This window comes from Bradyrhizobium ferriligni (assembly GCF_056837965.1).
The window spans coordinates 33,963-48,251 of sequence record NZ_JBXEJO010000076.1 but is presented as its reverse complement, the minus strand read 5'-3'; the positions used below and the strand labels follow the sequence as shown (position 1 = coordinate 48,251).

14 protein-coding genes are annotated in these 14,289 nt (G+C 65.7%); 10 read left to right on the top strand and 4 right to left on the bottom strand.

The features are described 5' to 3' along the window. The 3 genes from AC1VNY_RS34300 to AC1VNY_RS34290 form a co-directional block, all read right to left on the bottom strand. A partial coding sequence (locus tag AC1VNY_RS34300) for a hypothetical protein (RefSeq protein WP_482408502.1) occupies nucleotides 1-186 on the bottom strand: 186 nt, incomplete at its 3' end. Beyond that, the gene (locus tag AC1VNY_RS34295) at nucleotides 187-453 is read right to left on the bottom strand and encodes an HGGxSTG domain-containing protein (protein WP_482408501.1); all 267 of its coding nucleotides are present in this window, start codon (nucleotides 451-453) and stop codon (nucleotides 187-189) included. Continuing rightward, nucleotides 450-1,109 (bottom strand): hypothetical protein, encoded by a 660-nt coding sequence (locus tag AC1VNY_RS34290; RefSeq protein WP_482408500.1) that lies wholly within the window; start codon nucleotides 1,107-1,109, stop codon nucleotides 450-452. Before AC1VNY_RS34290 ends, AC1VNY_RS34295 begins: the two co-directional genes overlap by 4 nt. 431 nt (nucleotides 1,110-1,540) lie before the next feature. Here AC1VNY_RS34290 and AC1VNY_RS34285 point away from each other — a divergent pair, with 431 nt between their 5' ends. The 3 genes from AC1VNY_RS34285 to AC1VNY_RS34275 all read left to right on the top strand — a co-directional run bounded on the left by AC1VNY_RS34285 (nucleotide 1,541) and on the right by AC1VNY_RS34275 (nucleotide 5,905). Continuing rightward, nucleotides 1,541-3,862: a molybdopterin guanine dinucleotide-containing S/N-oxide reductase gene (locus tag AC1VNY_RS34285; protein WP_482408499.1), complete on the top strand. Its 2,322-nt coding sequence runs from the start codon at nucleotides 1,541-1,543 to the stop codon at nucleotides 3,860-3,862. A gap of 107 nt (nucleotides 3,863-3,969) precedes the next feature. Then, nucleotides 3,970-5,013: an alpha/beta fold hydrolase gene (locus AC1VNY_RS34280; RefSeq protein ID WP_482408498.1), complete on the top strand. Its 1,044-nt coding sequence runs from the start codon at nucleotides 3,970-3,972 to the stop codon at nucleotides 5,011-5,013. 16 nt (nucleotides 5,014-5,029) lie between these two features. Then, nucleotides 5,030-5,905 carry a PhzF family phenazine biosynthesis protein gene (locus AC1VNY_RS34275; protein ID WP_482408497.1) on the top strand — a complete coding sequence of 292 codons (876 nt, stop codon included), beginning with the start codon at nucleotides 5,030-5,032 and terminating at the stop codon, nucleotides 5,903-5,905. A gap of 47 nt (nucleotides 5,906-5,952) precedes the next feature. On the opposite strand, the gene AC1VNY_RS34270 is transcribed toward AC1VNY_RS34275, so the two are convergent. Next, nucleotides 5,953-6,459, bottom strand: a complete 507-nt coding sequence (locus AC1VNY_RS34270; protein ID WP_026193238.1) for a winged helix-turn-helix transcriptional regulator — start codon at nucleotides 6,457-6,459, stop codon at nucleotides 5,953-5,955. Nucleotides 6,460-6,665: 206 nt separating this feature from the next. On the opposite strand from AC1VNY_RS34270, the gene AC1VNY_RS34265 reads away from it, so the two are divergent. The 7 genes from AC1VNY_RS34265 to AC1VNY_RS34235 are packed head-to-tail and all read left to right on the top strand — an operon-like array spanning nucleotide 6,666 to nucleotide 14,277. Further along, nucleotides 6,666-7,304, top strand: a complete 639-nt coding sequence (locus AC1VNY_RS34265; protein WP_038387724.1) for a 2-hydroxychromene-2-carboxylate isomerase — start codon at nucleotides 6,666-6,668, stop codon at nucleotides 7,302-7,304. Nucleotides 7,305-7,363: 59 nt separating this feature from the next. Next, a complete protein-coding gene (locus AC1VNY_RS34260; protein ID WP_482408496.1) occupies nucleotides 7,364-8,908 on the top strand; it encodes a class I adenylate-forming enzyme family protein in 1,545 nt (514 codons plus the stop codon). Between the two features lie 51 nt (nucleotides 8,909-8,959). Then, a complete protein-coding gene (locus AC1VNY_RS34255; RefSeq protein WP_482408495.1) occupies nucleotides 8,960-9,697 on the top strand; it encodes an SDR family oxidoreductase in 738 nt (245 codons plus the stop codon). Between the two features lie 12 nt (nucleotides 9,698-9,709). Continuing rightward, nucleotides 9,710-10,891, top strand: a complete 1,182-nt coding sequence (locus tag AC1VNY_RS34250; RefSeq protein WP_482408494.1) for an acyl-CoA dehydrogenase family protein — start codon at nucleotides 9,710-9,712, stop codon at nucleotides 10,889-10,891. 20 nt (nucleotides 10,892-10,911) lie between these two features. Then, nucleotides 10,912-12,042, top strand: a complete 1,131-nt coding sequence (locus AC1VNY_RS34245; RefSeq protein ID WP_482408493.1) for an acyl-CoA dehydrogenase family protein — start codon at nucleotides 10,912-10,914, stop codon at nucleotides 12,040-12,042. 15 nt (nucleotides 12,043-12,057) lie between these two features. Continuing rightward, nucleotides 12,058-13,245 (top strand): acetyl-CoA C-acyltransferase, encoded by a 1,188-nt coding sequence (locus tag AC1VNY_RS34240; protein WP_482408492.1) that lies wholly within the window; start codon nucleotides 12,058-12,060, stop codon nucleotides 13,243-13,245. A gap of 21 nt (nucleotides 13,246-13,266) precedes the next feature. After that, nucleotides 13,267-14,277: an NAD(P)H-dependent flavin oxidoreductase gene (locus AC1VNY_RS34235; RefSeq protein WP_482408491.1), complete on the top strand. Its 1,011-nt coding sequence runs from the start codon at nucleotides 13,267-13,269 to the stop codon at nucleotides 14,275-14,277. Nucleotides 14,278-14,289 lie beyond the last annotated feature (12 nt).

Genomic DNA, 14,289 nt, shown 5'->3' with positions numbered 1-14,289 from the left:
GCCTCCACCCCCACCACCGCCTTGAGCGCTCGCTGCTGCGATTGACCCGAACATGAATGCTGTTGCCAGTGCGATCTTCGCTATTTTTATTGGAGCGTTTCCTTTGCTATCGAGCTGGTGCAACACGCCTCGAGGATCGACATTCCCAAATGCCGTTTTTGCGCGCGGCCATTTGCGAAAACGCAATCACTTCATCCCCTCCAGCAGCTTCCGCACGTCCCCCAACAACGCCCGGATCTGCCGCCGCTCGGCGATCGCTTCCCGAGTGAACCGGCCGTGCTTGCGCGCATTCCGGTTCGCCCGTGGCGCGCCGGATCCCTTGGCGCCGCCGTGCATGCGGCAGCGCGTCTTGCCGCGCACTGCCGGCGCGCGGCAAGAACCGCCGCAGCGGGTCCTGGCGCCGCAACGCAGGCTGGCCAGCATCGGGCCGGTCGTTTGGACTTGGCCGCTCATGCCTGTGCGTCCCGCCCGGCATCGGCGGAATTCCGCCGTCGCCTGGTGCCTGCGGACCTCGGCGCCCGCGCCGCGGATGCCGGGCTGGTGTCGGAGACGATCACGCTCGCATGCTGCGTGACGTTGCCGACGATGGCCTTGCCGCCGTCCTCGACCTTGACGTTCTGCACGGTGATGGCGGGCGCGCCGTGGCTGCGGTGGCGGTTCAGCGCCTCGATCTGGGCGGGAAAGGTGCGGGCGAGCCGGCCCAATGCGCGCGCGGCGCTGTCGTGCTGGGCGAGGTCCTTGGCATGTGCGAGGTGATGGGCGCATCGCATCGCCATCACATGAACCGACACCATCTGCGCCACCAGCATGGCCTCGACGGAATCCCGCGGACCGATGCTTCTCACCATCGAGATCATGAAGGCGAGGTTGACCTCGCAGGGCTTGCCGCCGCTTACGCTGGCCTTGACCAATTGCCGGAGGATGCCGTCCATTGCGTCGCGGTCGGCAACGCCCAGCGCGTTCGCCATCAGCTGTGCGCCGAGCTCCGGATCAGGATGGTCGATGCGGAAGCCGTGCGACGAGAATTTGATCCGCGGGGCTGTGGCAGCCTGGGTCGGGCCGGTTGCGGCCGCCATCGTCGGGACGGTGATGTCGGGTGCAGTATCCATGTCGGGTATTCCCTGGAACGCACGCGGCAAGCGCGGGCGATCGCTCGCTGCGGCAGCCGGTGCGATGTCGATTGTGGGGAGGGTTTCGGTCGCAGCGCACCCGTCGCGCCCGTTGTGGCGGGCGAGGGGGCACTTGCACGATTTCTGAATATTGGAAATGTATCGCTGATTTGCCCGACGCGTCAAGTGGCCTTGTCGGGCGCCGGGCAGCCGCCGGCTCCTTTGCATGGGGTTGTTTTCGATATTTTGGCGGCGCGCCCCCCGCCGGGGAGTTCCACCGCCGTCAGGCGCAGTCATGCCGGCAAGGCACGGTGCGATCCGTGTTAGCGGGTACCGTGCGCCGATTGGATCATTATACTGGCGGGGAATGTTGCGACAGACTTGGCAAGACGCCGGCCTTGGATGAACCGGCCTGGGATGAAGGAGCATCGATGAGCGAGACCATTGGCCACCCCGATCCCGGCCTCGATCTGTCCGACGGATTCAAGCCGCACACCTCGCATTGGGGCGTGTTCTCGGCCCGTCTCGGCAAGGTCGGTCTCGAAGTCAGGCCCTATGCCGCCGATCCCGATCCGAACGGCATCATCAACAATTTCCCCGGCGCGCTGCGCCACCAGGCGCGCATCGCGCAGCCCGCGATCCGCCGCGGCTGGCTCGAGCGCGGGCCCGGTCCGGACGATCGCCGCGGCCGCGACGACTTCGTCTCGGTCAGCTGGGAGCAGGCGCTCGATCTGCTCGGCGGCGAGCTGACGCGGATCCGCGACACGATCGGCCCCGGCGCGGTGTTCGGCGGCTCCTACGGCTGGTCGAGCGCGGGCCGCTTCCACCACGCGCAGAGCCAGGTGCACCGCTTCCTCAACGTCGCGATGGGTGGCTATGTCCGTTCGGTAAACACCTATTCCTCGGGCGCGTCATCGGTGCTGCTGCCGCAGATCCTGACCGGCTACGAGGACATCACCAAACGCAACGTCACCTGGGAGCAGATCGCGGCCGAGACCGACATCGTGCTGGCGTTCGGCGGCATGGCGCTGAAGAATTCGATGGTGGCCGGCGGCTCGATCAGCAAGCATGTCGAGCGCGGCGCGATGGAAGCCGCGCAGCGGCGCGGCTGCCAGTTCATCCTCGTCAGCCCACTGCGTGACGATCTCCCCGTCGAGGCCGGCGCCGAATGGCTGACAGCCACACCCGGCACCGACACCGCGCTGATGCTCGGCATCGTCCACACGCTGGTCAGCGAAGGCCTGCACGATCAGGCCTTCCTCGATCGCTACACCGAGGGCTGGCCAGTGTTTTTGCGCTATCTCACCGGTGAGAGCGACGGTGTGCCCAAGAGCGCCGAATGGGCCGCAGCGATCTGCGGCATCGACGCCAATACGATTAGGACGCTCGCACGGCGGCTCGCCGGGCGTCGCGCGCTGATCACCGTGTCGCATTCGCTGCAGCGCGCCGAGCATGGCGAGCAGCCGGTGTGGATGGGCATGGTGCTGGCGGCGGCGCTCGGCCAGATCGGCCTGCCCGGCGGCGGCTACGCCTATTCGCTCGGCGCGATCGGCTATTACGGCCGCCGCGTCAATGCGGTGCCCGGGCCGACGCTCGGGCAGGGCCGCAACGGCGTCGCCGACTTCATTCCGGTGGCGCGCATCGCCGACATGCTGCTCAATCCCAGCACCACCTATCGCTACAATGGCGAGACGCGGACTTATCCGGACATCCGCCTGGTCTACTGGGCCGGCGGCAATCCGTTCCACCATCACCAGGACCTCAACCGCCTGCGCAAGGCGTTTGCGCGGCTCGACACGCTGGTGGTGCACGAGCTCGCCTGGACCGCCACCGCCCGCCACGCCGACATCGTGCTGCCCTCGACCATGACGCTGGAGCGCGAGGACATCGGCTATTCCAGCAACGATCCCTTGATGGTCGCCATGCACCGGATCGCCGAGCCGTTCGGCCTTGCGCGCGACGACTATGAGATCTTCGCCGATCTCGCCGAGCGGTTAGGGGCCCGCGAGCCCTTCACCGAGGGACGCACCTCGCGAGAGTGGCTCGAACATCTTTACGAGCCGACCCGCAAGGCGCTCGCCGCCCGCGGGCTCGAAGCCCCGAGCTTCGACGAGTTCTGGGCGCGCGGCAGCCTGGTGGTGCCGCAGCATCTCGACGACGGCGGCTCGCTGCGCCGTTTTCGCGAGGACCCCGTCGCGCGGCCGCTGCCGACGCCGAGCGGCCGCATCGAGATCTTCTCGCAGAAGATCGCAGGTCACGGAGATGCGGATTGTCCGGGCCATCCGGTCTGGCTCGAGAAGACCGACACGCCGACATCAGGCGCGCCGTGCTTCCTCGTCGCCAACCAGCCGGTGACGCGCCTGCACAGCCAGCTCGATTTCGGCGGCCATTCACTAGACGCCAAGCATCGCGGCCGCGAGGTTGCACGCATGAACCCGCGCGACGCGACCGCGCGCGGTATCGCCGACGGCGACATCATCCGTATCTTCAATGCGCGCGGCGCCTGCCTTGCCGCGGTGCACGTCACCGACGGCATCGCGCCCGGCGTGGTCCAGCTGCCGACCGGCGCCTGGTACGACCCGATGGACCCCGAGGAGGAGGCGCCGCTCTGCGTGCACGGCAATCCGAATGTGCTGACGCGCGACATCGGCACGTCATCCTTCGCGCAGGGCTGTACCGGCCAGCTGACCAGCGTCGAGGTCGAGCGGTTCAACGGCAATCTGCCGCCGATCCGGGCGTTCGATCCGGCGTAGCGGGGGGACCGCAGCCGATCACGAACAAATCATCAGTGGGTGCTGGATGGCGTTCAGCCGTTCGGCTACGGCATCACGAGATCGACCCTGATTTTGGACCTGTCCAGATGCACCTGAAAGCCTTGTTTCACCTTGCCGTCGCCGCGACCGTCGCGCTCGGTTCGTCCAACGCATTGGCGCAATCGGCCGCCGAGCCGGCCTATGGACCGGAGCTGCAAGGTTTCGACTATCCCTATCCGGTCGAGCATTATCGCTTCAGCTCGCAGGGGCAGGAGCTCGACATGGCCTATCTCGACGTCAAGCCGGCGACGCCGAACGGCCAGACCGCGGTGCTGCTGCACGGCAAGAATTTCTGTGCCGCGACCTGGGACGGCACCATTAAGGCGCTCAGCGGCGCCGGCTACCGCGTGATCGCGATGGACCAGATCGGCTTCTGCAAATCCAGCAAGCCGGAACGCTATCAGTTCACCTTTCAGCAGCTCGCCGGCAACAGCCGCGCGCTGCTCGCATCGCTCGGGATCGCGCATTCGATCATGGTCGGCCATTCGACCGGCGGCATGCTCGCGATGCGCTATGCCCTGATGTATCCGGAGGCCACCGACCAGCTGGTGCTGGTCGATCCGATTGGCCTCGAAGACTGGAAGGCCAAGGGCGTGCCGTGGCTCAGCCTCGACGGCTGGATGCAGCGTGAGACGCGCGTCACCGCGGACAGCATCCGCGCCTATGAGCGCGCCACCTATTACGCCGACACCTGGGATGCGTCCTACGAGACGTGGGTGCAGATGCTCGCCGGCATATATCGCGGGGAGGGCCGCGCCGCCGTGGCGTCGAGCTCGGCGCGGCTCTACGACATGATCGCGACCCAGCCGGTGTTCTACGAATTCGAGCAGATCAAGCCGCCGACGCTGTTGTTCGTCGGCGACAAGGACACCACCGCGATCGGCAAGGACACCGCGCCGCCGGAGATTCGCAAGACGCTCGGCAATTATCCGGTGCTGGGCAAGGAGGCCGCGAAGCGCATTCCGCACGCGCAGCTGATCGAATTCCCCGACCTCGGCCATTCGCCGCAGATCCAGGCGCCGGCGCGCTTCCACGAGGCGCTGCTCGGCTGGCTGCAGCATCCGGAGACCGGCGCGACGCTGGTCAAGTAGGAGACAGCGCGACATCATGACGACAGCGGAACTGGTCAGCGTGTTCACGGTCGATGGGCAGGGCGGCAATCCCTGTCCGATCGTGGTGGATGCAAGCGGCATGAGCGCGTCCGAGATGCAGGATGTTGCGCGCCGCCACGGTCACGAGTCCGGCTTCGTGTTGCCGGCGCAGAGCGACGACTTCGACGCCACGTTCCGCTTCTTCGTTCCGAACCACGAGATGGAAATGTGCGGCCACGCAACCATCGGCGCGCTCTGGCTGCTTGCGCGCCAGGGAAGGCTGTCGGGCGACACGATGCGAATATCGACGCGCAGCGGTCCGGTCACCGGCTTCATCAGCCGTGATTGTCACGGCGAGCCGAGTGTCGAGATCACCCAACCGGCCGGCAAGACCGTTCCGCTCACCACGGGGCAACGCGACGACGTGCTCCGGGCGCTCGCGGTCGGGCCGGAAGCGATCGATGCGGCAACACCGTGCAATGCCGTCACATCGCGGATCAAGACCTTAATCCCGATGCGCTCCCCCGAAGCGCTGAATGCGCTCGATCCCGCGACAGGGGACGTCGAGGCGGTCTGCGGCCGGATCGGATCGACCGGGCTCTATCCATTCGCCGTGATCGACCGAAAGGCTCGCCTGTTCGAGGCGCGGCAATTCCCGCGCTCATCCGGCTATCGGGAGGATGCCGCAACCGGCATTGCGGCCGCGGCGCTGGCGTTCGGCCTGCTCGACTATGGCCTGGTCGGTCCTGATGACGGCGAGATCCGGATCCTGCAGGGCAGGGCGATGGGGCGGCTGTCCGAGATCCGGGTCCGCATCGGCTTCGCCGGCGGCCGTCCCGTCGGCTGCCTGCTTGGCGGCAATGTTGCGCTGATGGCTGCGCCGTCACACTGAGCAGCCGCCAGCGCAAGGCGAGCCGGCTTCGTAAACAGTATCCAGGTCTAGTCAGCGGCGCGCCTGGCCCGCTCCTGCGCCTTGGCGTGCACCGGTGACGATTTCCGCGCACCGGGGCCCGGATGCACGTGGACCGCCTTCGCGCTCAGCGGCTCGCCGCATTCCGAACAGACCATGACGGGATCGAACATCTTCTTGCAGGTCTTGTGTTCGTGCAGCATCGGCCGGCCGCGCGAATCGACCATGTGGACGTTGCCCCAGTGCACGATCGACATGATGATCGGATAGAGGTCGAGTCCCTTCTGCGTCAGGATGTATTCGTAGCGCTTCGGCGCCTCCTGATAGGGAATCTTGCGCAGCACGCCGAAGCGCACCAGCTTCTTCAGCCGGTCGGCAAGCAGATGCCGGGTGATCCCGAGCGACGCCTGGAAGTCATCGAACCTGCGGATGCGCAGGAAGCATTCGCGCAGGACCAACAGGCTCCAGCGGTCGCCGATGACAGCCACCGTGCGGGCCACCGAGCACGGCTCCTCCTCGAGGGCATCCCATTTCATCAGCATCTCCTGCGGCCGGCGACGATATCGCTCAGTAAAATTCTAAAACAGAACTAACGTCATTTCAATAGGATGCCTAGCTTGGAGCCGCAGCTTGGTCATTGGATGACAAATATCATATTGACAGTTCTAAAATAGAACTTAAGGTCCCGGTTCGATCAACGCGGCGGCTGACGGCCGCTGGCAATCGAAGGGAAGGGCGTTCCATGGCTGCTCCGCTCAAGGTCGAATTCCATTTCGATTTTGGAAGTCCGAATGCCTATCTGGCGGAGTTGGCGCTGCCCGACATCGAGAAGCGCACCGGCGTGAAATTCGACTACATCCCGGTGCTGCTCGGCGGCGTCTACAAGGCGACCGGCAACATGTCGCCCGGCGAGTCGCTGCGCGGCATCAAGAACAAGCCGGAATATAACGCGCTCGAGACCGAGCGCTTCCTGCGCCGCCACAACATCACGACGTTCAAGACGAACCCGTTCTTTCCGGTCAACACGCTGATGCTGATGCGCGGCGTCGTCGCTGCCGATTTCGAAGGGCTGTTCGAGCCGTACTTTCGCGCCGCCTATCACCACATGTGGTCCGAGCCCAAGAAGATGGACGATCCGCAGGTGTTCCGCGAAGCGTTCCTGTCTTCCGGCCTCGATATCGACCGCATCATCGCCCGCGCCCAGCAGGACGAGGTGAAGAAGAAGCTGATCGACAACACCAGCAACGCGGTGGCGCGCGGCTCGTTCGGCTCACCGACCTTCTTTGTCGGCGACGAGATCTTCTTCGGCAAGGACAAGCTGCGCGAGGTCGAGGACGAGATCGTCGCGCAGCTGGCCGCGGGGCGGCGCAAGACCGCCTGAGCGGGAAAATTCCTCAAGACAACAAATCAGGCCCAAAGGGCTGTCACAGGGAGGTTTCAGTGCAGGCGTCGACCCAGTTTGAAGGAAGTGTGGAAGGCTTGCCGAACCGCATCCACGAGGTGATCGATCACCACGTCGTGGCGACGCCGGATCATCCGGCGCTGATCGACGACGAGATGCGGCTGACCTACCGCGAGCTCGACCGAACGGTCGGCGGCGTCGCCGAGGCGCTGCGGGCGCTCGGCATCCGCGCCGGCGACCGCATGATGATCGTGAGCGAGAATTCGATCCCGCTCGCCTGCCTGCTGCTGGCGGCGAGCCGGCTCGATGTCTGGTCCATCGTGGTCAATCCGCGGCTGTCGCCGCGTGAGCTCGACCAGATCAGGGATCACAGCGGCGCCCGCCGCGTGCTGTTGACCGCCGAGGTCTCGCAGGAGGCGGCCACGCATGCCGCACGTTACGAGGCCGCCGTGCAGGATGTCGGCCCGCTCCGCGGCATCGCCGTCACCGGCCTGAACCTGGCAACGGTGGCGGAGCCGGTCGAGGCCGACGGCGCAAACCAGGTTGCGGTTCTCATCTACACCTCCGGCACCACGGGCACGCCGAAGGGCGTGATGCTGACCCATCGCAATCTGTTGTTCAGCGCCCGGGCGACGGCAAGCTTCCGAAAGATGGCGGCCGATGACGTGCAGTATTGCGTGCTGCCGATCTCGCATATCGTCGGCATCTCGTTGCTGACCATGACCTTGATGATCGGCGCCACCGTGCGTCTGGTGGCGAAATACGATCCGGCCGCGCTGGTCAAGGCGATGACCGAGGAGGGCATCACGATCCTGAACGGCGTGCCCGCGACCTATCAGCGTCTGCTCGAATACCGGCGCAATGCCGGCCTGCCGAAGCTCGATCGCGGCCGGTTGCGCGTGATCTCGGTGGCCGGCGCGCCGCTCGACCTCGATCTCAAGTCACGGGTCGAGCAGGAGCTCGGGCTGCCGCTGCTCAACGGCTATGGCATCACCGAATGCTCGCCGGGTATCTCCGGCGTCCGGCCCGACAATCCGCGGGCCGACCATGCGGTCGGTACCCTCATGCCCGGCCTCGAGGCCAAGCTGGTCGGCCGCGACCTCAAGCCGGTTGCGGCAGGCGAAGTCGGCGAGCTGCATGTTCGCGGCCCCAACGTGATGCGCGGCTATTACCGCGCGCCCGACCTGACCGCCAAGGCGATCGATCCCGACGGCTGGTTCAACACCGGGGATCTGGCCCGCTTCGAGAATGATGCGCTCTACATTGTCGGGCGAACCAAGGAGATGATCATCCGCTCCGGGTTCAACGTCTATCCGGCCGAGATCGAGGCGGTGCTGAGCACGCACGACGCCGTGGTGCAGTGCGCCGTGGTCGGCCGGCCGGTCGAGGGCAATGAGGAGGTGGTCGCCTTTGTGCAGCTGATCAAGGGCTCGACCGCCACCGTACAGGACCTGATGGCGCATATTGCTCCGCAACTCACCTCGTACAAGCGTCCGTCGGAGATTATCCTGATGGACGCGCTGCCCGCGACATCGACGGGTAAGCTGCTGAAGCACAAGCTGGCGGAGTCGCTGCGCAGCTGAGGCTGAGCCGCCGCCGCGAGCCAGTTCACTCAAACAAGACCGGAGTACACCATGCAGAAGCGAAACAAGACGGTGGCCGTCATTGGTGCCGGTGATTTCATCGGCGGCGAGATCGCCAAGAAGTTCGCCTCCGAGGGCTTCACGATCTTCGCCGGCCGTCGCAACGGCGACAAGCTGGCGCCGCTGGTCAAGGAGATCGAGGCCGCCGGCGGCGAGATCCACGCGCGCTCGCTCGATGCGCGCAAGGAGGAGGAGATCACGGCCTTCCTCAACGACGCCGACAAGCATGCGCCGCTTGAGGTCTGCATCTTCAACATCGGCGCCAATGTCAATTTCCCGATTCTCGAAACCACCGAGCGCGTGTTCCGCAAGGTCTGGGAGATGGCCTGCTACTCCGGCTTTCTCGCCGGACGCGAGGCGGCGCGGCTGATGACGGCGCGCGGCGAGGGCAACATCTTCTTCACCGGCGCGACCGCGTCGCTCCGCGGCGGCAGCGGCTATGCCGCGTTTGCCAGCGCCAAGTTCGGCTTGCGTGCCGTGGCGCAAGCGATGGCCCGCGAGCTGGGGCCGAAGAACATCCATGTCGCGCATCTGATCATCGATTCCGGCGTCGACACCGAATGGGTGCGGCAGCGCCGTATCGAGGCGCTCGGCCCGAACGCGCTCGACAACCCCGATCTGCTGATGCCGCCGGCATCGGTCGCGGGCGCCTACTGGCAGCTCTATCAGCAGCCGAAGAGCGCCTGGACTTTTGAACTGGAAATCCGGCCCTTCGGCGAGAAGTGGTAGGGAGCACTGCAGATGGAGCTCGCGCTATCCCCCGAAGATGCGGCGTTCCGCGATGAGGTTCGCGCCTTCATCAAGGACAATTATCCGGCGGAGATGCGCGTCGCCAATCCGGAAACCGATCTCTCCAAGGAGCAGATGCTGCTGTGGCATCGCATCCTGCACGACAAGGGCTGGATCGCGCCGCTCTGGCCCAGGGAATATGGCGGGCCCGGCTGGTCGATCGCCCGCCGCTTCATCTTCGAGCAGGAGACGACGCGCGCCGGCACCATGCCGCCGCTTGCATTCAGCGTCACCATGGTCGGCCCGGTCATCTACACGTTCGGCAACGACGCGCAGAAAAGGAAATTCCTGCCGCGAATCCTGTCCGGCGAGGACTGGTGGTGCCAAGGCTATTCGGAGCCGGGCTCCGGCTCCGACCTCGCCACCGTGCGCACCAAGGCGGTGCGCGACGGCGACCATTACATCGTCAACGGCCACAAGACCTGGACCACGCTGGCGCAGCACGCCGATTGGATCTTCTGCCTGGTTCGTACCGATCCCACGGCCAAGCCGCAGTCCGGCATCTCGTTCCTCTTGATCGACATGAAGTCGCCGGGCGTCACGGTGCGCCCGATCATCACGATCGACGGCTCGCACGAGGTCAACGACGTCTTCCTGGAGAATGTCCGCGTCCCCGCCGAGAACCTGATCGGCGAGGAAAACAAGGGCTGGACCTACGCCAAATTCCTGCTCGGCAATGAGCGCACCAGCATGGCCGGCATCGGCCGCTCGACACGCTATATCGAGCGGCTGAAGAGGATCGTCAAAGCGGAGATCCCCGAAGACGATCCGGCGCATCTGGAGTTCATCAGGGACATCGCCCGCGTCGAGCTCGACGTGCTGGCGCTGGAGGCGACCGAACTCCGCGTCGTCGCCCAGATGGCGCGCGGCATCGACCCGGGACCGGCGGCCTCGCTGTTCAAGATCCGCGGCACCGAGATCTTCCAGGACATCACCGAGCTGACGCATCGGGCGATCGGCAATTACGGGCTTGCGATCCGCGAGCATCCGGTCAGCGCCAACCACTTCATGCCGGGCCCCGACTACGGCCACACGGCGTCTGAGAAATATCTGAACTCGCGCAAGCTCTCGATCTACGGCGGGTCGAACGAGATCCAGCGCAACATCATCGCCAAAGCGGTGCTTGGACTCTAGCCACAAGCAACGAGGATCGGATGGATATCCAGTTCACGGAAGAGCAGGAATTGTTGCGGTCCAGCGTCCAGCGGCTGCTGCGCGACCAGTATGATTTCGACGCGCGCCGCAAGATCGTCGCGAGCGAGGAGGGTTTTGGCCGCAAGCAATGGGCTGAATTCGCCGAGCTCGGCCTGCTCGCCGCGCCGTTCTCGGAAGCGGTCGGAGGGCTCGGCGGCGGGCCGTTGTCGACCATGATCATCATGCAGGAGTTCGGCCGGCATCTTGTCGTGGAGCCGTTCGTCGAGACGGTCGTCGTTGCGGGTGGCTTGATCGAGCGGGCAGGTTCCGACGCGCAGAGGCAAACGTTCATTGCCGACATCATCGCAGGTACGAAGCTTTGGGCACTGGCCTGGACCGAGAAGGGCTCGCGCTTCGATCTCGCCACCGTCACCACCACGGCGCGCCGCGACGGCAACGATTATGTGCTCACCGGCGAGAAGGCGGCGGTGCTGGCGGCGCCGTGGGCGGATTATCTCATCGTCTCCGCGCGCACCTCGGGCCATCGCCATGATCGTGGCGGCGTCAGCCTGTTCGTGGTCGATCGCCGGGCGGCCAATCTCGACCTGCAAAGCTTCAAGACGATCGATGGCCGCAGGGCGGGCGAGGTCAGCCTGCGCGGCGTGCGCGCGGAATTGCTGGGCAGTGAAGGCGAGGGCGTCGCCGCGCTGGAGGCCTGCCGCAACCGCGCCATCGGCGCGCTCTGCGCTGAGGCGGTCGGCGCGATCGGCGAACTGAACGCGGCGACCCTGGACTATTCCAAGACGCGAAAGCAGTTCGGCGTCACCATCGGGAGCTTCCAGGTGCTGCAGCACCGGATGGTCGACATGTTCATCGCGCATCAGGAGGCGCTGTCGCTGATGCAGCATCTCAGCCTCAGTCTCAATGACGATGAGGCCGGCGTGTCCCGGCTTGCCTCCGGCGCCAAGTCGAAGATCGGCTATGCCGGCAAGTTCGTCGCCGACCAGGCGGTGCAGCTGCACGGCGGCATGGGCATGACCGACGAGCTCAATGTCGGCCACTACTTCAAGCGGATTTCCTCCATCAACATCCAGTTCGGCGATCCCGCCTATCACGTGCTGCGCTATGCGCAGCTCGACGCGGTCGCCTAAGCCAGAGAGGCAAGCATGTCACAGGATGCAGTCATCGTTTCCACCGCGCGCACCGGCGTCGGTAAGGCCTATCGCGGCGCGCTGAACAACACCGACGGCCCGACCCTCGCCGGTCATGTGATGGCCGAGGCGGTGAAACGCGCCGGCATCGCGCCCGGCGAGGTCGAGGACGTGGTGATGGGCTGCGCCATGCAGCAGGGCACCATGGTGATGAACGTCGCGCGCAAGGGCGCCATCCGCGCCGGGCTGCCGGTGACAGTCGCCGGCACCACCATCGACCGGCAATGCGCCTCCGGCCTGCAGGCGATCGCGGTCGCCGCGCGCTCGGTGATGCTCGACGGCGTCGAGATCGCGATCGGCGGCGGCATCGAGTCGATCAGCCTGGTGCAGAACGAGCACATGAACAGGTTCCATGCCGTCGACGACGAGCTGATGGCGATTAAGCCGGAGATGTACATGTCGATGCTGGAGACCGCCGAGGTCGTCGCCGAGCGCTACGGGATCGGCCGCGACAAGCAGGACGAATACAGCCTCGAATGCCAGCGCCGCGTCGGCGCCGCGCTGCAGGGCGGCCGCTTCAACGACGAGATCGTGCCGTTCACGACCAAAATGGCTGTGGTCAACAAGGACACCAGGGAAGTCAGCTACCAGCAGGTGACGCTGGCCAAGGATGAAGGGCCGCGGCCGGATACCACCGCGGACGGACTCGCCAAGATCAAGCCGGTGTTCGAAGGCAAGACCATCAGCGCCGGCAATGCCAGCCAGCTCTCGGATGGCGCCTCGGCCTGCGTGATCATGAGCGACAAGGTTGCCGCGCAGAAAGGCCTGAAGCCGCTCGGCATCTTCCGCGGCTTCGTCGCCGCCGGCGTCGAGCCGGACGAGATGGGCGTCGGCCCGGTTGCCGCGATCCCGCGGCTCCTCAAGCGGCATAACCTCAAGATCGACGACATCGATCTCTGGGAGCTCAACGAGGCCTACGCGGTGCAGGTGATCTATTGCCGCGACAAGCTCGGCATCGATCCGGACAGGCTGAATGTCAATGGCGGCTCGATTGCGATCGGCCATCCCTACGGCATGACCGGCGCGCGGCTCACCGGCCACCTCTTGATCGAGGGCCGGCGGCGCAAGGCGAAATACGGCGTGGTGACCATGTGCATCGGCGGCGGCATGGGCGCGGCGGGCCTGTTCGAAATCGTCCACTGAGCGGCAACGCGGGAGAGACTTGTGAAGACAGCAATCACTGAACTGTTCGGCATCCAGCATCCGATCATCCAGGGCGGCATGCATTTTGTCGGCTTCGCCGAGATGGCGGCGGCGGTGTCCAACGCCGGAGGCCTCGGCATCATCACCGGCCTGACCCAGCGAACGCCGGAGCTGCTGGCCAAGGAGATCGCGCGCTGCCGCGACATGACCGACAAGCCGATCGGCGTGAACCTCACCTTCCTGCCGAGCTTCACCGCGCCGCCCTATCCGGAATATATCGCTGCTATCCGCGAGGGCGGCGTCAAGGCGGTGGAGACCGCGGGCCGCAGCCCGGAGCAGTACATGCCGGCGCTGAAGGCGGCCGGCATCAAGGTGATCCACAAATGCACCTCGGTGCGGCATTCGCTGAAGGCCGAGAAGATCGGCTGCGACGCGGTCAGCGTCGACGGCTTCGAGTGCGGCGGTCATCCCGGCGAGGACGACATCCCGAACATGATCCTGCTGCCGCGCGCGGCGGACGAATTGAGGATCCCGTTCGTCGCCTCGGGCGGCATGGCGGACGCGCGCAGCCTTGTCGCCGCGCTGTCGATGGGCGCGGCCGGCATGAACATGGGTACGCGCTTCATCGCGACGAAGGAAGCACCGGTTCATCCCAATGTGAAGCAGGCGCTGCTCGACGCCGACGAGCTCGATACGCGCTTGGTGATGCGCGCGCTGCGCAACACCGAGCGGGTTCTGAAGAACAAGGGCGTCGATGAGCTGCTCGAGATCGAGCGCGAGAAGGGCGCCAGGCTGAAGATCGAGGATATCCATGAGCAGGTCGCCGGCGTCTATCCGAAGGTGATGATCGACGGCGAGATGGATGCCGGCGCCTGGAGCTGCGGCATGGTGGTCGGCCTGATCAATGACATCCCGACCGTCAAGGAGCTGATCGACCGCATCATGGCTGAGGCCGAAGCGATCATCCGGCAACGGCTGACCGGCTTCCTCGACGGCAAATTCGAAACCACGCCGGCCCGCGCGGTCGCCTGACGGGAGAGTGCC